The sequence below is a fragment of the Flavobacterium pisciphilum genome, from assembly GCF_020905345.1.
Lineage (GTDB): Bacteria > Bacteroidota > Bacteroidia > Flavobacteriales > Flavobacteriaceae > Flavobacterium > Flavobacterium pisciphilum.
Genome location: NZ_JAJJMO010000001.1, coordinates 2,445,230 through 2,463,833 on the forward strand (window position 1 = coordinate 2,445,230; position 18,604 = coordinate 2,463,833).

General features: G+C 31.3%; 17 protein-coding genes. 14 read left to right on the forward strand and 3 right to left on the reverse strand.

Features of this window, described 5'->3' with window-relative positions; all coding sequences use genetic code 11:
* Nucleotides 1-3: 3 nt before the first annotated feature.
* A complete protein-coding gene (locus tag LNQ49_RS10185) occupies nt 4-984 on the reverse strand; it encodes a pyruvate dehydrogenase complex E1 component subunit beta (RefSeq protein ID WP_229988677.1) in 981 nt (326 codons plus the stop codon).
* Between the two features lie 375 nt (nt 985-1,359).
* On the opposite strand from LNQ49_RS10185, the gene LNQ49_RS10190 reads away from it, so the two are divergent.
* The 11 genes from LNQ49_RS10190 to porT all read left to right on the forward strand — a co-directional run bounded on the left by LNQ49_RS10190 (nt 1,360) and on the right by porT (nt 11,634).
* Nucleotides 1,360-1,599 carry a hypothetical protein gene (locus LNQ49_RS10190; protein WP_229988679.1) on the forward strand — a complete coding sequence of 80 codons (240 nt, stop codon included), beginning with the start codon at nt 1,360-1,362 and terminating at the stop codon, nt 1,597-1,599.
* Between the two features lie 127 nt (nt 1,600-1,726).
* On the forward strand, nt 1,727-2,407 hold the full coding sequence (locus LNQ49_RS10195; RefSeq protein ID WP_229988680.1) for a GLPGLI family protein: 681 nt from the start codon (nt 1,727-1,729) through the stop codon (nt 2,405-2,407).
* Between the two features lie 4 nt (nt 2,408-2,411).
* Nucleotides 2,412-5,060, forward strand: coding sequence for a carboxypeptidase-like regulatory domain-containing protein (locus tag LNQ49_RS10200; RefSeq protein WP_229988681.1), 2,649 nt, complete (start codon nt 2,412-2,414; stop codon nt 5,058-5,060).
* Between the two features lie 110 nt (nt 5,061-5,170).
* Complete coding sequence (locus LNQ49_RS10205; protein WP_229988682.1) at nt 5,171-5,917, forward strand: electron transfer flavoprotein subunit beta/FixA family protein; 747 nt, start codon at nt 5,171-5,173, stop codon at nt 5,915-5,917.
* Nucleotides 5,918-5,983: 66 nt separating this feature from the next.
* The gene (locus LNQ49_RS10210) at nt 5,984-6,952 is read left to right on the forward strand and encodes an electron transfer flavoprotein subunit alpha/FixB family protein (RefSeq protein WP_229988683.1); all 969 of its coding nucleotides are present in this window, start codon (nt 5,984-5,986) and stop codon (nt 6,950-6,952) included.
* Between the two features lie 165 nt (nt 6,953-7,117).
* Nucleotides 7,118-7,747, forward strand: a complete 630-nt coding sequence (locus tag LNQ49_RS10215; RefSeq protein ID WP_129539920.1) for a bifunctional nuclease family protein — start codon at nt 7,118-7,120, stop codon at nt 7,745-7,747.
* A gap of 12 nt (nt 7,748-7,759) precedes the next feature.
* Complete coding sequence (locus tag LNQ49_RS10220) at nt 7,760-8,611, forward strand: thymidylate synthase (RefSeq protein ID WP_229988684.1); 852 nt, start codon at nt 7,760-7,762, stop codon at nt 8,609-8,611.
* Nucleotides 8,612-8,780: 169 nt separating this feature from the next.
* Nucleotides 8,781-9,119: a 2TM domain-containing protein gene (locus LNQ49_RS10225; protein WP_229988685.1), complete on the forward strand. Its 339-nt coding sequence runs from the start codon at nt 8,781-8,783 to the stop codon at nt 9,117-9,119.
* Between the two features lie 11 nt (nt 9,120-9,130).
* Nucleotides 9,131-9,613 (forward strand): dihydrofolate reductase, encoded by a 483-nt coding sequence (locus LNQ49_RS10230; protein WP_229988686.1) that lies wholly within the window; start codon nt 9,131-9,133, stop codon nt 9,611-9,613.
* A gap of 577 nt (nt 9,614-10,190) precedes the next feature.
* A complete protein-coding gene (gene ubiE, locus LNQ49_RS10235) occupies nt 10,191-10,922 on the forward strand; it encodes a bifunctional demethylmenaquinone methyltransferase/2-methoxy-6-polyprenyl-1,4-benzoquinol methylase UbiE (RefSeq protein ID WP_229988688.1) in 732 nt (243 codons plus the stop codon).
* Between the two features lies 1 nt (nt 10,923).
* The gene (porT, locus tag LNQ49_RS10240) at nt 10,924-11,634 is read left to right on the forward strand and encodes a type IX secretion/gliding motility protein PorT/SprT (RefSeq protein WP_229988689.1); all 711 of its coding nucleotides are present in this window, start codon (nt 10,924-10,926) and stop codon (nt 11,632-11,634) included.
* A 7-nt stretch (nt 11,635-11,641) separates the two neighbouring features.
* Here porT and LNQ49_RS10245 read toward each other — a convergent pair whose 3' ends face one another.
* Nucleotides 11,642-12,370: an RNA methyltransferase gene (locus tag LNQ49_RS10245; protein WP_229988690.1), complete on the reverse strand. Its 729-nt coding sequence runs from the start codon at nt 12,368-12,370 to the stop codon at nt 11,642-11,644.
* A 36-nt stretch (nt 12,371-12,406) separates the two neighbouring features.
* Here LNQ49_RS10245 and tamL point away from each other — a divergent pair, with 36 nt between their 5' ends.
* From tamL to accD, 3 genes are all read left to right on the forward strand, one after another.
* Nucleotides 12,407-14,962 carry a translocation and assembly module lipoprotein TamL gene (tamL, locus tag LNQ49_RS10250; RefSeq protein ID WP_229988691.1) on the forward strand — a complete coding sequence of 852 codons (2,556 nt, stop codon included), beginning with the start codon at nt 12,407-12,409 and terminating at the stop codon, nt 14,960-14,962.
* Nucleotides 14,963-15,021: 59 nt separating this feature from the next.
* Nucleotides 15,022-16,089 carry a class II fructose-bisphosphate aldolase gene (gene fbaA, locus LNQ49_RS10255; RefSeq protein WP_229988692.1) on the forward strand — a complete coding sequence of 356 codons (1,068 nt, stop codon included), beginning with the start codon at nt 15,022-15,024 and terminating at the stop codon, nt 16,087-16,089.
* Nucleotides 16,090-16,206: 117 nt separating this feature from the next.
* Nucleotides 16,207-17,061 (forward strand): acetyl-CoA carboxylase, carboxyltransferase subunit beta, encoded by an 855-nt coding sequence (gene accD, locus LNQ49_RS10260; protein ID WP_229988693.1) that lies wholly within the window; start codon nt 16,207-16,209, stop codon nt 17,059-17,061.
* A gap of 194 nt (nt 17,062-17,255) precedes the next feature.
* Here accD and LNQ49_RS10265 read toward each other — a convergent pair whose 3' ends face one another.
* A complete protein-coding gene (locus LNQ49_RS10265; protein ID WP_229988694.1) occupies nt 17,256-18,506 on the reverse strand; it encodes an ABC transporter permease in 1,251 nt (416 codons plus the stop codon).
* Nucleotides 18,507-18,604 lie beyond the last annotated feature (98 nt).

Below are 18,604 nucleotides of genomic sequence, written 5' to 3' on the forward strand. Positions count from 1 at the left end.
TTCTTACTTTTTATACATTACTTTCTTTACTGCTTTTATGACATCACCAGCATTTGGCAACCAGTCTTTAAGCAATACCGGAGAGTAAGGTGCAGGTGTATCTGCAGTTGTGATACGCTGTATTGGCGCATCAAGGAAATCGAACGCTTGTTCTTGTACGATATATGTAATCTCTGAAGATATACTTGCAAATGGCCAAGCCTCTTCAAGAACTACTAAACGATTTGTTTTCTTAACTGAAGCTAAGATAGCATCTTTGTCCATTGGACGAACTGTTCTTAAATCGATAATCTCACAAGAGATACCTTCTTTAGCCAATTCATCAGCTGCTATAAATGCTTCTTTTATAATTTTTCCAAAAGACACAATTGTTACATCAGTTCCTTCACGTTTAACATCAGCAACTCCTAGAGGAATTGTATATTCTCCGTCTGGCACTTCACCTTTATCACCATACATTTGCTCTGACTCCATAAAGATTACAGGGTCATTATCACGAATAGCTGATTTCAAAAGTCCTTTTGCGTCATAAGGTGTAGATGGTACTACAACTTTAAGACCTGGTGTGTTTGCAAACCAGTTTTCTAAAGCTTGAGAGTGTGTTGCTCCTAATTGACCTGCTGAAGCAGTTGGTCCACGAAAAACGATAGGCACATTAAATTGTCCTCCTGTCATCTGACGCATTTTGGCAGCATTATTTATAATTTGATCAATACCAACTAAACAGAAGTTGAAAGTCATATATTCTACAATTGGACGACAACCATTCATTGCAGATCCAACTGCAATTCCTGTAAAACCAAGTTCTGCAATTGGTGTATCAATTACTCTTTTTTCACCAAACTCAGCAAGCATACCTTTTGATGCTTTGTATGCACCATTATATTCTGCAACTTCTTCGCCCATTAAATATATGGATTCATCGTGACGCATTTCTTCGCTCATCGCTTCACAAATGGCCTCTCTAAATTGTATTGTTCTCATATTTTTTATTGTTGTTGTAATTTTCTGAAAAGCAAAAATAATTATTTTAAATTACTTAAGAGCATAAATTTAGTTTAAAAAACAAGAAGTCTCGTATCTACCTGTGTTTTGCTAGCATATTAACTTTTATCCTTTAAAACATACAACTTACGAAATCGATGTAAATAAAAAATCAACTCACAAAAAAGATAATTTTTTCCTCCCCCTTGATTTAAAAAAATGCATTTTAATTCTAAAAACTAACAACCATGGCTATTTAGATTTCAAAAATAAATTATTTTCTTATAATTCTCACTACTAAATGTAAAATATTTCTTGCTTTTATTATTTCAGTTATTTACCTTGGCAGACATTAAACAAAAAACTTAAACCATAATGGAAAAAAGATTTTTAACCTCAGCAGTAATCCTAACTTTCTCAGGATTAGCAATGGCAAACAATCAAAATTCAAAGCTAATTGTTTTAAACAAAAAAGAATTAATATCTACTGATAAAACAACATCAAGTAAAGAAGACGAAATTTGGTTTTGTTATTTAGCATCTACCGAAACAAGTGATCCTGATATGGCAGGAAATACAACCACCACTGAAATTCATCATTGCACTTGGTATTAATAACATCCAAACATTTCTTTTAATCTCTGCAACTCTAAAAAATGTTGCATAGATTTACCATCTTTCAAATAAATTCAAGCAAACTATTTTAACAAAAAACTTAACCTAAATTAGAACCTTTATTTTTATGAAAGCAAGCATCATTTTACTCATTTTTTTATTTTCTAGTCAAATACACTCACAAAGTCTGAAAGGCATATACACTAGACAACAACTAAATGGTCGAGGAGACAATACCACTTTACCTGATAAAGCAAAAAAAATAGAAACTTTTAGCTACGTTTATTCTCAAAAAAAATCAATTCAAAAACTTATCAGCAATCAAAAAACATCAACTGACACCACTTACATAGAGAAAAATGGCGATAAAATACCAACAGTATCAACTGTTCGTTTTTCTTCTGCTGTAGTTAACTACAAAGATTTTGATTTAAAAACATATAAAGTCCTAATAACAAGTAATGGAGTAGATTCTAACGTAAAAATAAATCTTCCAGTCCACAACTGGAAATTATCTAATGAAACTAAAGTTATAAATGGTTTCACTTGCAAAAAGGCAACAACAAAAAACACAGAATTCAATGCTAACCAAAACATTACAGCTTGGTATACTGAAGAAATCCCTGTAAATGACGGACCAATGTTTTACAACGGTCTCCCTGGATTTATTATTCAATTAGAATTAGACGATAAATCTATTTTGATTTTTCAAAAACTAGCCTTTAGCGAAGAAAACACAACAATTGAGCTACCAAATAACACAGCCAAAGAAATGAGTTTTGAAGAATACCTCGCACAAAGAAGATAAGTATATGATACATAAATGTTATCAAAATGAATTTTATTTAAAAAAAGCAATTTATCTACTTTTTTTTCTACTTACAATAAAACTACATTCACAAAATACCATTACTGGAAAAATTATTAATTCTAAAAATATTCCTGTTGACCAAGCGACAGTACAAATAAAAAATATTACAACAGACCACACTATCGCTTTTATTCAAACTGATAAATATGGTTTTTACAAATTAGAAATAAAAGAAAAAGCAAGTTATAACATTAAAATAACAGCATTTGGTTACGCTACGCTTATCAAAAGAATTGAAATAGATAAAAAAAATTTAAATCTAGAAGATATCTTCCTTGAAGAAAATCGAATTGAATTAAAAAATGTCATTATAAAAAATGAGAATAAGGGCATTACGGAGATTGGAGATACTTTGCGGTATAAAGTAGAAAAATTCATGAATGGAACTGAAGAAACATTGAAAGATGTAATCAAAAAACTTCCTGGACTTGATATTGACCAACAAGGAAAAATCAAAGCAAATGGCAAAAGCATCGATAAGCTATTAATTGATGGAGAAGAATTTTTTATAAATCAACAAAAAATTGCTACTGAAAATATTAGTTCAGAAATGATAAAAAACATCGAACTAATAAAAAACTATACTGAATTCAAGAACCTTAAGACAAATGAAAAATCAGACATTACTGCAATAAATATAAATATAAAAGAAAAATTCAAAAACAAGATAACAGGAAATATTGAAACAGGCCTTGGAAATGACTCTAAATACAAACTACATTCTACTTTATTTAGCTTTAGGAAAAAACTATTAGCGAGTTTAATAAGTGATTCAAATAATACTGGGCAATTATCTATTTCTATTGATGACTATCTAAATTTTGTGAATCAAAAAGAAGAAAACACAAATGGAGAAACTACTTTCACAAGAAATGATGAACTCCCTCGTTTTTTAACTATCGGAAATAATGTTCAAAAAAGATCTTCATACTTCACTGGATTAAACCTAAAATATTCTCCCATAAAAAAAATTCAAATAAATTTTTACTCTATTATTAATAATACTGATCAAATAGAACAACAATCAATCACACAACAATACTTTACTGAACCTAACCCTATTGTAAATAGAGAAATTAAGAGTATAAGTGAAAAATCTAAGATAAATATTTCACATTTAGATATTGCAGCAAAACTTAATGACAAATCATTATTAAATTACAAAGCTTCTTTTTCTGGATTAGATAATAATAATAAATCAGAAATTGAGAACAATTCAAATCTTATATCTAATCAAATAGAATTCTCAAATTTTGACTTAACCCACCAATTCAACTTTAATACTATTTTCAAAAAAGACAATGGACTAAGTTTAAATTTAAAACAGAATATTCTGGAATCAAAAAATGACTTAAACATAAACTCAAACAACGAATTTTTAAACCTAATTTTTAAGGATTCGAACTATGAAATAATCCAAAAGACTAAAACACATAAAAATGAAATCGCATTAAAAGCAAACTATTTTTTTAAATTAAAATTTGTGAATTTTAATTTATTCTTTGAGTCAGATACAAAAAAAGAGTTCTTTCAAAATAATGAAATTCAATTTTCACAATTTGACAACAGAATAGATTTAAACAAAAAGAGCAACAATGCAGGTTTTGACACAAAATTTAAACTATTCAAGAAAACTACTTTTACATCATCATTATCCTACTCTAAAATCAACTACATATTTAATGATGAAACAAGTTCTAAAACATTTTTTGCACCAAAATTCACTCTAAAAAAAGAATTCGACTCTAATCACTATCTTAAACTAAGTTACAGTAAAAACAATAATCTAGTCAAAGTAGACAACCTAATACAGAATGAAATAATCGGTAACTATCGGACTATATTCACAAACCAAGACATAAAGTTTGATATGTTATTTCCTAATCAATACATCGCAGCAGATTATTATTATTCAAAAAATAGATTTTCTTTAATTGCAAATACTTCATATTTAAAATCAAAAAACATCATTTCAAGCAATTCAATCTCTACTTCAACTCTTACTACTTTTTCATATAAATTAGCACCACTTGAGAACAGATTTAATTCTTTATTGTTTTTAGAGAAAACATTTTCTAAAATCCCTTTTTCAGTTAGAGGTAGCGCATCCTATTCTGAAAGTAACAAAGATTTCTTTTATAATAATCAAAATCAAAGCTTGAATTCTAAATCCATCTCTGGTTATTTTTCTATACTTTCAAGATTTAAAGAAACAAGTTTTCAAATAGAGGCAGGCTATTTGTACGTAAAAGATAACTACAGAGATGAATTGTCTTCAAATTATTTATCTGTACTAAATCCCTACACAGAACTTAGCTATAAATTTTCTGAAGAATTCTCCTTTGTAACCAAGTTTTCATACAAAAAATTCATGTCTAGGATTTCTTCTAATGACATATATGAATTAAACCCAAAATTTAGATATGTTTTCCCTAAATCAAAAGTCGAAATCAGTATAATTGGTTATGATATTTTAAATATTAAAAATAATCAACAAATTTCACTATCTCGATTCGATAATTATACAGAAGAGAACATTTACAAGACTTTATCTGGCTATTTCATGTTAAATCTTAAATTAAAATTGTAAATCTGCGAAATCGTAATAGTTTTCAAAATTATTATGCATGCATAGTAAATTATTCGGATTATATTTCTAAATTTGTGGAAACGTATTTAGAAATATTAAAATATATACTTATGAAAATATTAGTTTGCATCAGTCATGTACCTGATACTACTTCAAAAATTAACTTTACCAATGGTGATTCAGAATTTGATACTAATGGCGTACAATATGTAATTAATCCTAACGACGAATTTGGCTTAACACGTGCAATTTGGTTTCAGGAACAACAAGGTGCTACAGTTACTGTAGTAAATGTTGGAGGACCTGATACTGAACCAACTTTACGTAAAGCTTTAGCAATCGGTGCAAACGAAGCAATTCGTGTAAATGCTAATCCAACTGATGGTTTTTTCGTAGCAAAACAACTTGCTGAAGTTATCAAAAACGGTGGCTATGATTTAGTTATTGCAGGAAAAGAATCATTAGATTATAATGGTGGAATGGTTCCTGGTATGATTTCAGGAATTTTAGGATACAACTTTTTAAACTCATGCACAAACATAACTGTAGACGGTACTAACGTAAAAGCTGTTCGTGAAATTGACGGTGGTAAAGAAACTGTAAGTACTAGTTTGCCATTAATTATTGGTGGTCAAAAAGGATTGGTTGAAGAAAAAGATTTACGTATTCCAAACATGAGAGGAATCATGACTGCAAGAACAAAAGCTTTGGCAATTGTAGAACCAGTTGATGCTCCTGTTAACACTAAAGCGGTAAAATTTGAAAAACCAGCTCCAAAATCTGCAGTGAAATTAGTTTCAGCTGACAATTTAGATGAGTTAGTCAATTTATTACACAACGAAGCAAAAGTAATCTAGTAATCAGTATTTAGCCTCAGGTTTAAATCATAAACCTGAACTTTAAACTTTTAAACAAAAAATAGTATGTCAATATTAATATATGCAGAATCTGCAGAAGGAAAATTTAAAAAGGTAGCTTTTGAGTTGGCTTCATACGCTAAAAAAATTGCCGAAACACTAGGAACAACTGTTACCGCATTAACAATAAATACAAACGACGTAAGCGAATTATCTAAATACGGAGTTGATAAAGTTCTTAAAGTAACTAATGATAAATTAGCTGGCTTTACAGCTAAAGCTTACGCAGATGTTATCAAACAAGCAGCAGAAAAAGAAGGAACTAAAGTAGTTTTACTATCTTCTAGTACCGACAGTATTTACCTTTCATCATTAGTTGCAGTAGCCTTAGAAGCTGGATTTGCATCAAATGTTGTAGGATTGCCTGTAAGCACATCACCATTTCAAGTAAAAAGAAATGCTTTTTCAAACAAAGCTTTCAATATCACAGAAATCAATACTGATGTAAAAGTACTAGCTCTAGCTAAAAACTCATACGGTATTTATGAAAGTGCTGGTTCTGCAACTGAAGAAGATTTTAACCCAACAATTGGAGACAATGATTTTGGAGTAAAATTAGAATCTGTAGAAAAAGTTACTGGAAAAGTATCTATCGCTGATGCTGATATAGTAGTATCTGGTGGTCGTGGATTAAAAGGGCCTGAAAACTGGGGATTAGTAGAAGATTTAGCTGCTGTACTAGGAGCTGCAACTGCATGTTCTAAACCAGTATCAGATTTAGGATGGAGACCTCACAGTGAACACGTAGGACAAACAGGAAAGCCAGTTGCAACAAATTTATACATTGCAATAGGTATTTCGGGTGCTATACAACACATTGCAGGTATTAACTCGTCAAAAGTAAAATTAGTTATCAATAACGACCCTGAAGCTCCTTTCTTTAAAGTAGCAGATTATGGTGTTGTTGGGGATGCTTTTGAGATTGTACCTAAATTAATTGAAAAATTAAAAGCTTTTAAAGCACAACATTCATAGATTTAAAAAATTCTATACAAAAATAATGCTACCTAAAAATAAGATAATCGTATCTTTGCTTTAGGTAGCTTTTTTGTTCCATATTTTTTGATTAAAATTGCACTTTTATTTTTTACATAAAATTCTAATTAAAAGAGGTAGTAATACCCTATACGTCTGCAACTTATGAGCTTAGTTAAATTATCGATAAAAGGAATTTCATACAGTCAAACTCAAAATGGCGCTTATGCTTTGATTTTGAATGAAGTTGATGGCGAACGAAAGTTACCAATTGTAATTGGAGCTTTTGAAGCACAATCAATTGCTATTGCTTTGGAAAAAGAGATAAAACCGCCTCGCCCATTAACACATGATTTATTCAAAAACTTTGCAGAACGATTTGACATTGTAGTAAAGCAAGTTATTATCCACAAATTAGTCGATGGAGTATTCTACTCAAGCTTAATTTGCGAAAGAGATAAAATTGAAGAAATAATCGACGCAAGAACCTCTGATGCCATAGCATTAGCATTGCGTTTTAATGCTCCGATATTTACTTATAAAAATATTTTGGATAAGGCAGGAATTTATTTAAAATCAAATTCTATGGAAAGCGATAAGGACTCACAAGAAATTGATGACGTTCTTTCTAATCCAGAAACATTTGGTCGCGAAGAAGAAAGTAATCAATCTGGCGAAACCTATTCAAAACACACAACTCAGGAGCTTAACGAATTATTAGAACAAGCTGTGCTTCAAGAAGACTATGAAAAAGCAGCTAAAATTCGTGATGAAATTTCGAAAAGAGAAGCATAAAGAATAACCAAAATGAAACAATACTTAGACTTAGTACAACATGTTCTTGAGAATGGTTGTCAAAAGGGAGATAGAACCGGAACTGGAACAAAAAGTGTTTTTGGATACCAAATGCGTTTTGATTTAAGTGAAGGTTTCCCAATGGTTACTACAAAAAAATTACATTTAAAATCAATCATATACGAATTACTTTGGTTTCTAAAAGGAGATACAAATATTAAGTATCTTCAAGAAAATGGAGTTAAAATTTGGGATGCTTGGGCAGACAGTAACGGTGATTTGGGTCCCATTTATGGTCACCAATGGCGTAATTGGAACAGTGAAGAAATCGATCAGATTTCGGAATTAATTACGGAACTAAAAACAAATCCCAACAGCCGCCGAATGCTAGTTTCTGCATGGAATCCATCGGTATTACCAGATACAAAAAAATCATTTGAAGAAAATGTAGCCAACAACAAAGCGGCATTACCTCCTTGTCATGCTTTTTTTCAATTTTACGTATCTAGTCCTGACCTTGAAAAAGGAGAAACAAAAGGAAAATTATCTTGTCAGTTATACCAACGAAGTGCCGATATCTTTTTGGGAGTTCCATTTAACATCGCATCATACGCATTATTAACAATGATGATTGCACAAGTTTGCGATCTAGAAGCGGGAGAATTCATCCACACTTTTGGAGATGCGCATATCTATAACAATCATTTCGAACAACTAGAACTACAATTAAAACGAGAACCAAAACCATTACCTAAAATGGTTTTAAATCCCGATATAAAAAACATATTCGATTTTGATTACAATGACTTCACCCTTTTAGATTACGAACCTCATGCAGGAATCAAAGGAAATGTTGCTGTATAAAACATCTCAAAACACAAAAATCCGCCTATAAAAAGCGGATTTTTTTTGTTTTAAAAACAATCATAAACCTCAGATTTAAAGAGAGAAACCCTCCTCAAAATAAATATTCAACATCCAAAATAGTCGTATTTCAAAAATAATTTTATCTTTATAATCTAATATTTATCTCATGGAAAAGGAATTACACGAGCAGTATGAATACGCAAGAAGAAGAATAAGACAAAAAAAAACTCTTTATTTCCATTTCGTTTTATTTCTCTTAGGAAGTTTATTTTTATTTATTGCCGATAGATTTTTAAACATTTCATATGGACAAAACTGGTATATATGGATAATTACTGTGTGGTTTTTTATTTTTATTTTACATTTTATAAAAGTATACATCACGGATCGCTTTATGAATAAAAATTGGGAAAGAGAACAAATAGACCGACTTGTTGCATTACAACAAAAAAGAATAGCTCAGTTGGAGTCTACTGTAAATGACAATACCGAAAACAAACTTTAGTTCGAAACAAAATGATAATAATGATTGCGGCTGTCGCCGAGAACAATGCGCTTGGAAAAAACAATGAAATGATTTGGCACCTATCAAATGATTTCAAAAGATTTAAAGCCCTTACAACTGGACATCATATTATAATGGGGCGAAAAACTTTTGAAAGTTTTCCTAAACCATTACCAAACAGAACTCACGTTGTAATAACGCGTCAAAAAAACTACCAACCAGAAGGATGCATAGTAGTAAAAAGTATAGAGGAAGCAATTGCAAAATGCCCTAAAGATGATGATTCATTTATTATTGGGGGTGGAGAAATTTACAACTTAGGAATGTCTTATGCTGATATTCTAGAAATCACAAGAGTGCATCACAGCTTTGAAGCTGATGCATTTTTTCCAGAGATTAACAAAAAAGAATGGCAACTAGTAGAAGCGGAACCTAACAAAAGAGACGAAAAACATCTTTACGATTACACTTACGAAACATACGTTAGATCATAACAAAAAAAAGACCCTCAATAATGAGGGTCTTTTTTTTGGCAAACCAATGATTAGAGAAATGACCTACTCTAGAAAGAGTATTTGATAACATAAAATAAAAATTACAAATATTAAAAATACACCAGAAAAGAATATTATAATATTTGATATTTTTTGAGAGTACATCTCAAAAAAGCCTTTAATACCAAATACCACGAAGGTACTAAAGACAAAGAAAATTAAAATTTCCAAAAACAAATTTAATCCTAAGAACGTATTTTGCGCTTTAAAAACAATACTGCTCTCAAAAACAGTACTTTCAAAACAACTTACTAGAACAAACGAGATGATAAGCGCAAGTAGCACCCATTTGATTTGGGTCATTAATTCTCTATTAATCATTGAAAAAATATAATCATTTTTACAAAGTAAATTTCTACAATTAATAACTCCCCCACAATACCCACTTTTAGTGATTTTTGCAAATCATTAAAACTGGGTATACAAGGTGGTAAAACCAAAAATAATTTCATCTCGTAATTAAAGAAACAGAATAACAGTTAATACAGATTGTATTATATTTGTACAAATAAAAAAAATGTCAGAGAAAATAACACCTTATAAAAATTCAGCCTTAGGGAAGAAAGAGCAAGTTGAACAAATGTTCGATACAATATCTGGAAACTACGATAATTTAAATCGTGTAATTTCATTTGGTATTGATATCAAATGGCGTAAAAAAGTTTTAAAAATAGTTTCAGATAAGAAACCAAAGATAATCCTTGATATTGCAACAGGAACTGGTGACTTAGCCATCCTAATGACGCAAACAAATGCCGAAAAAATTATTGGTTTAGATATATCTTCAGGAATGCTTGAAGTGGGGAAAAAGAAAATTGCGGCAAAGAATCTTAGTCAGACCATTGAAATGGTTTTAGGAGATTCAGAGAACATGCCTTTTGAAGACAATCACTTTGATGCAATCACTGTCGCTTTTGGTGTTAGAAATTTCGAGAATCTAGAAAAAGGTTTGTCTGAAATTTTAAGAGTTTTAAAACCAAATGGAGTTTTTGTTATTCTTGAAACGTCAGTTCCAGACAAAACACCTTACAAACAAGGGTATGGTTTTTACACTAAAAATATACTTCCACTAATAGGTAAAATATTTTCTAAAGATGATGCAGCTTATGGATATCTATCAGAATCTGCGGCTAATTTCCCTTATGGAGAAAACCTAAACAATATTTTACGAAAAATCGGGTTTATAGATGTGAAAGCCATGCCACAAACATTTGGAGTAGCAACTATTTATTCAGCTTCTAAAAAATAGTATGAAAAAAACTGTAATCTTAATTTTATTTATCTTTACCACAAAGGGATATACTCAATTTACTAAAAGTATGTTTAGTAAAGACCCTATTATCAATCTTGAAACTTGGCAAAAACAACGCCTTTATTTTGGGTATTATTTAGGTTTCAATAGTTATAACTTTAAGATAGACTACAAAACCGTTGGACCAGATATTCAGATAAAAAAAACAACAGGATTTAACGTTGGAGTTGTAGCTGATTTAAGATTACAAGAATACATTAACCTTCGATTTGAGCCAGGATTGTATTATACCAAAAGGGATTTATACTATCCAAATCCTGAACTGACTTCGAAGACTGATTATTTGAGGGAAGTAAATAGTACTTATATCAATTTTCCTTTACTCTTAAAGTTCTCTGCGTTAAGAACAGGAAACGTGCGTCCTTATCTAGTTGGAGGAATGTCTACTACATTAAATTTATCTAGTAATGCAAAATCTATAGATGACAATTTAGAACAACGTTTTAGAGTAAAGGCTTGGACAATGAATTATGAATTAGGTTTTGGAATCGATTTTTTCTCAGAATATTTCATTTTCTCTCCTTCTATCAGAGGATCATTTGGGCTAAGCGACGAATTAATTCGTGACAAAGACCCAAATAGCCCTTGGACAGGAAATATAGAATCTATGAAATCTAGAGCAATTTTAATTAACTTTACTTTTCATTAATACATAACTAACTATTACGTTTAAACTCACTAAGTATAATTGCGGTTGCAGTAGCCACATTTAAACTTTCAGTTTTTTGAAGATCCCCAAATCTAGGAATAGTAAGTCTGTTTTGAACCGTTTTTTCGATTTCATCAGAAATACCATTGGCTTCATTGCCCATTATAATAATCCCTTCTTGTGGTAAAACTGTTTGGTAAATATTAGAACCATCCATAAAAGTACCAAAAACTGGAAGTGATGTTTGAGCAAGAAAAGCCTTTAGATCAATATAATTTACATTAACCCTAGCAATTGAACCCATAGTAGCCTGAACCACTTTTGGATTATAAATATCGACAGATTCTTTAGAACAAAGCAATTGCTTAATTCCAAACCAATCACAAAGTCGTAAAATAGTCCCTAAATTTCCAGGGTCACGAATATCATCAAGAGCAAGGATTAATCCAGATTCTATTATTTTTTTATCGGCAGGAATTTTAAAAACTGCCAAACAAGTATTCGGAGTTGATAACGCACTTATTTTTTTTAATTCTTGCGCATTAATTATCGTTTTCTTGGAGACTAAAACGGTCTCAAAATCGTTTTGAGTAGTATATAGGTGCTCTAATTCAAAATTGGATTCTAACAATTCTTGAATTACTTTTACTCCTTCAGCAAAAAACAACCCATTAGCAAAACGTTGTTTTTTTTGAAGTAAACCTGATATAAGCTTTATTTGGTTTTTACTAACCATAAAAAATGTACTTTTGAATTAAATATTTTAGAACACTTGAGAAAGATTTCCACAAAAATAGTAGCATTTATTCTAATAGCAATATTTATTTCAGCTTGTAATTCTGTAAAAAGAGTTCCTAACGGCAAAAAACTCCTTACTAAGAACGAAATTATAGTAAATGACAAGCATATTAAGGATGAAAATATATTTAACCAATTATATCAAAAACCCAATAGCACACTTATTGGCGGGTACAAACTACGCTTAAGCTTATACAACTTAGCCAATCCAAATCCAGATTCTACTTTTCAGGCTAAATATGTAAACAATACCAAAAGATATGAAAGATTATCTAAATTGCTATCTGCAAAACAAGTGGATCGTCTTGGACAATCTTTTTTATATAAAGGAATAAATGATTTTTTTAAAACTACTGGTGAGCCACCTGTAATCATTGATACCAGTAAGACAAAAAAATCCTCAATGCGCTTAAAATACCATTACTTCCATAATGGGTACTTTAACACAAAAACTGCATTTACAATTGATAGTGTAGGTGTTAAAAAAGCAAAAATACGCTACACTGTAACAACTGGACAACCTTTTCTTTTGGATACCATTACAACCAGTATATCATCACCAGATGTAGACTCGTTATATAATAAAAGTATTGAAAATACAGTGTTGAAATCTGGAAATCAATACAAAACAAGTGACTTGGAAGACGAAAAAAACCGTATAACAACTTACTTTAGAAATCACGGTGTATATTATTTCCAATCTAACAATGTAACTTATAACATTGATACTATAAACAAAAAAAATAAGGCTAATATAGATTTAATCATTAAGGATTACAGTTATCAGGATAAGGACTCTAGTAGAACTATGCCTTTTAAAATCTATAAAATTAGTGATGTCAACATATACACTGATTATTCTGCAGCAAATGCTAAATCAGAAATCAGCGACAGTACCACCTATAAAAACTTTAATTTATACAGTTATAAAAAATTAAAATACAGACCATACGCTATAACCGATGCAATTTTCATCACCAAAGGAAGTGTATTCGCTGATTACAAAACAACTCTAACAACCCGATATCTAAACAATTTAAAGATCTTCAACTATCCTTCAATTCATTACGAAGTTGACAAAAGAGATTCTACAGCACAATCTTTAATAGCTAAAATATACCTAACTCCTAGAAAAAAATATAGCTTCGGAACTACATTAGATGTTACCCATTCAAATATTCAGGATTTCGGAATTGGTTTTAGTCTTTCACAAACAATCCGTAATGTATTTAACAGGGCGGAAACCCTAGAGATCGCAGGACGTGTTAACATTGGTTCTTCTCAAGATTTAGCAAACCCAAACGGAACTTTCTTTAATGCATCCGAATATGGTATTGATATAAAACTAAACGTCCCTAGAATTTTAATGCCTTTTGGAACCGAGAAAATCATCCCTAAGAGTATGATTCCGTCAACAATAATGACAGCCGGTTTTGCAAAACAAAGAAATATCGGTTTGGATAAAGAAAATTTCACAGGCGCATTTACCTATAATTGGACTCCAAAAAGAAACAATACTGCCCGTATTGACCTTTTGAACGTACAATACGTGCGAAATTTGAATCCACAAAATTATTTCAAAGTATATAGATCCTCTTATAATGCCTTGAATGACCTTGCCAAAACATACAATACAGATGATAAATATATTGATCCAGAAACAGGCAACTTAATAATAGAAGAAGGTACGAATGGATTCACCAATGATGTACTGAATAAGGTGATCCCAGTACCTCAAAATGATTACCAATCAATAGAAAGTATTGAAGAAAGAAGAGTAAGACTTACAGAGAATGATTTCATTTTGGCATCAAACTACACGTTTACCAAAACAACTAAAAAAGATTTACTAGACAATACTTTTTATCTCTTTAAAGCAAAGATAGAAACAGCCGGATCATTACTGTCATTAATTTCCAAAGCTGCCAATTTGCAGAAAAACACAAATGGGAATTATCAAATTTTTAATTTAGAATACTCTGAATACTTAAAAACTGAATTTGAATATATCAAACACTGGGATTTATCAAAAGAAAAAGTAGTAGCAGTACGAACATTTTTTGGTATTGCTGTTCCATTTGGTAACTCAGATTACATCCCTTTTTCTAGAAGTTACTATTCTGGAGGATCAAATGACAATAGAGCTTGGCAACCCTATTCATTAGGACCAGGAAGTACTGGAGCGGTAAACGATTTTAATGAAGCTAATATGAAAATTGCAATTAGCGGTGAGTTTAGATATAAGATTTTAGGTAAATTAAAAGGAGCTATCTTTGCTGATGCAGGAAACATCTGGAATGTACTAGATAACGTAACTGATGAAAAAGCAACTTTCAAGAATTTTAGTGACCTTAAGGACATTGCACTAGGGACAGGATTTGGGTTTCGCTATGATTTAAGTTTTTTCGTAATACGTTTTGACTTAGGATTTAAAACCTACAATCCTGCATATGATGCAAGCAATCGTTGGTTCAGAGATTACAACTTCGGACACTCCGTTTTAAATTTTGGAATAAATTATCCTTTCTAATGCTAATTAATTCTTATTTTTGCAAACTAAAAACTAAAAAACAACTAAAAAAAATTACAATGGCACACAATATTAAACCAGGAGTAGCTACAGGAGACCAAGTTCAAGAGATTTTTAATTATGCAAAAGAAAAAGGATTTGCACTTCCTGCAGTAAACGTTACTGGATCAAGTACAATCAATGGAGTTCTTGAAACTGCAGCAAAACTGAATGCGCCAGTTATTATTCAATTTTCTAACGGAGGAGCACAATTTAACGCTGGAAAAGGATTATCTAATGCTAACGAAAAATCAGCAATTGCTGGTGGAATCGCTGGAGCAAAACACATACATACTTTAGCTGAAGCTTACGGTGCAACAGTGATTTTACATACTGACCACTGTGCAAAAAAATTATTACCATGGATTGATGGTTTATTAGACGCTTCTGAAAAACATTTTGCAGAAACAGGAAAACCATTATACAGTTCACATATGATCGATTTATCTGAAGAGCCAATCGAAGAAAACATCGAAATCTGTAAAGGTTATTTAGCTAGAATGAGCAAAATGGGAATGACTCTTGAAATCGAACTTGGAATTACAGGTGGTGAAGAAGATGGTGTTGACAACTCTGATGTAGATAGCTCAAAATTATATACTCAACCAGAAGAAGTAGCTTATGCTTACGAAGAATTATCTAAAATAAGCCCTAAATTTACAATTGCTGCTGCATTTGGTAACGTTCATGGTGTTTACAAACCAGGAAACGTAAAATTAACTCCAAAAATCTTAAAAAATTCTCAAGATTTCGTTCAAAACAAATTTAAAACTGGACACAACCCAGTAGATTTCGTTTTCCACGGAGGTTCAGGTTCTACACTTGAAGAAATTAGAGAAGCAATTGGATACGGAGTTATCAAAATGAATATCGATACTGATTTACAATTTGCATACACTGAAGGAATTCGTGATTATATGGTTAAAAACATTGACTATTTAAAAACTCAAATCGGTAACCCAGAAGGTGCTGATGTTCCTAATAAAAAATACTACGACCCAAGAAAATGGGTACGTGAAAGTGAAGTAACATTCAACGCAAGACTTGAACAAGCTTTTGCTGACTTGAATAACGTAAATACTCTATAAAAAATATTCAGTCTTTAGTTTCAAGTATTCAGTTAAAAAACTTACTGAACATTTGAAACTAAATTATTAAAAAGCTGAATACTGAAATTTGATTACTGAACACTGAATACTAAACAAATGGCTTGGTTTAAAAGACACGAAAAAGGGATTACAACTGCTACCGAAGACAAAATGGATGTCCCAAAAGGACTTTGGTACAAATCTCCAACAGGAAAAATTATTGATGCTGATGAGTTGGCTCGTAACTTATTTGTAAGCCCTGAAGATGATTTCCATGTTAGAATTGGAAGCGCAATCTATTTTGAAATTTTATTTGACAACAATGAATTTGTTGAATTAGATAAAAACCTTACTTCTAAAGATCCACTGCATTTTGTTGATACAAAAAGATATGCAGACAGATTAAAAGATGTTATGGAAAAAACCCAACTTAAAGACGCTGTGCGTACTGGAGTTGGAAAATCAAAAGGAAAAGATGTAGTTATCTGCTGTATGGACTTTGCCTTCATTGGTGGTTCTATGGGAGCTGTTGTGGGTGAAAAAATCGCAAGAGGAATCAACCACGCAATCAAAAACAAAATGCCTTTTGTTATGATTTCAAAATCAGGTGGAGCACGTATGATGGAAGCAGCTTACTCTTTAATGCAGCTAGCTAAAACATCTGTAAAATTAGCTCAACTTGCTGAAGCTGGATTACCTTACATCTCTTTATGTACTGATCCAACAACTGGAGGAACAACTGCATCTTATGCTATGTTAGGAGATATTAATATTTCTGAACCAGGCGCTTTAATTGGATTTGCAGGACCAAGAGTTGTTAGAGATACTACAGGAAAAGATTTACCTGAAGGTTTCCAAACTGCAGAATTCCTTTTAGAACATGGCTTTTTAGACTTTATTACGCCAAGAAAAGAATTAAAAGACAAGATCAACTTGTATATTGATTTGATTCAAAACAATACAATTAGATAGGTTTATTCAACCGCTAATTACAAAAAATCCCAAGAAATATTTCTTGGGATTTTTTTATACAATAGATTCTTGTAAAGTATGAAATTAAAAACATTTCAAAGAAATTTCACAAAAAGTAAAACCTCATTTTAAAACTTTAGAATAAGACAAAGAATTTAACGAAAAACCCAGAGCCTTAGAACCTCTAAAAAAAACTACATTCCAGTTCTAATAGCTTCAACAGGATCTAACTTAGAAGCTGAAATCGCAGGAAGAATCCCCGCTATCAAACCAATTAGTGCAGCAAGCCCAGTACCAAGAAGAATATTTCCCATACCAAGAACAAACTCAAAGTCGAGTGCCTTGGTAAGAATCACAGAAATTATCCAAACCAAAATCAATCCGATTACTCCCCCAATTACTGAAAGAATTATTGCTTCAAATAAAAACTGAAACAAGATAAATTTATTTTTAGCTCCCAGAGACTTTTGAATTCCAATAAGATTTGTTCGTTCTTTTACCGAAACAAACATAATATTCGCAATTCCAAAACCTCCTACAAGGAGAGAAAATCCGCTTATCACCCACCCCATCAAATTCATTTGTCCTATGATACCGTCTATAAAATCAGTAAAGCCCGAAAATACATTAACAAAAAAATTATCAATCTGCCCTGCTTTCAATCCGCGGAAGGCTCTTAATTTTTGAGACACTTCTGCTCTATACGCATCCATATCGATTCCTTTTTCTGGTTTCAAAACAATTACAGGAGTCATTCCGTCATTGTTATCTCCATACATTCTGCGTAAAAAATTGGCTGGAAAAAACACCGATGTATCATCACTATCTCCAAACATACCTGCCCCTTGTTTTTTTACTACACCGATAACAGTGAAACGTTGCCCATACAAACGAATATTCTTTCCGATAGGCTCTGAATCACCAAATAATCCTTCAGCAACATCATGCCCTAAAACTATAACGGGTGTCCCAGAATTTGATTCAGATTCGTTATAGAAACGACCTTTTTCAAAATCCAAACCTTCAATTTCCATAAACTCATGAGAAACTGGAACTATATTTACATCACTTACCGTTTTTGAATCGTATTTCAAACTCTCTCTTTTAACAAAAAGTTGATACCCAACTTGATTTGTATTGGTAAGTGAATTTTTAAGATACGTGTATTCGTCATATTTAACATTGGGAAACTGCTCTCTTTTCCATTGAGGAATATCCGACGGTCCAAAAGGAAATTTCATTAAATAAATGGTGTTTTTATCTAAACTACTTAAATCCTTAGTGATTTTTCTATTCAATGAATCTACAGCTGCAAGCACGGCAATAATAGAAAAAATACCAATTGTAACTCCTAATAACGACAACAACGTTCTTAGCTTATTACTTCGCAAAGCATTCATCGCAAAACCAAAACTTTCTTTTAATAATCGAAAATAAAGCAGCATAGATTTTAAATTTACATTAAAGTAAAATTCAATAAATTTTAGTCAAAAACCTAATAAAAATTCACTTACTCATAGGTAGTTATTTTTAAGATAATGTT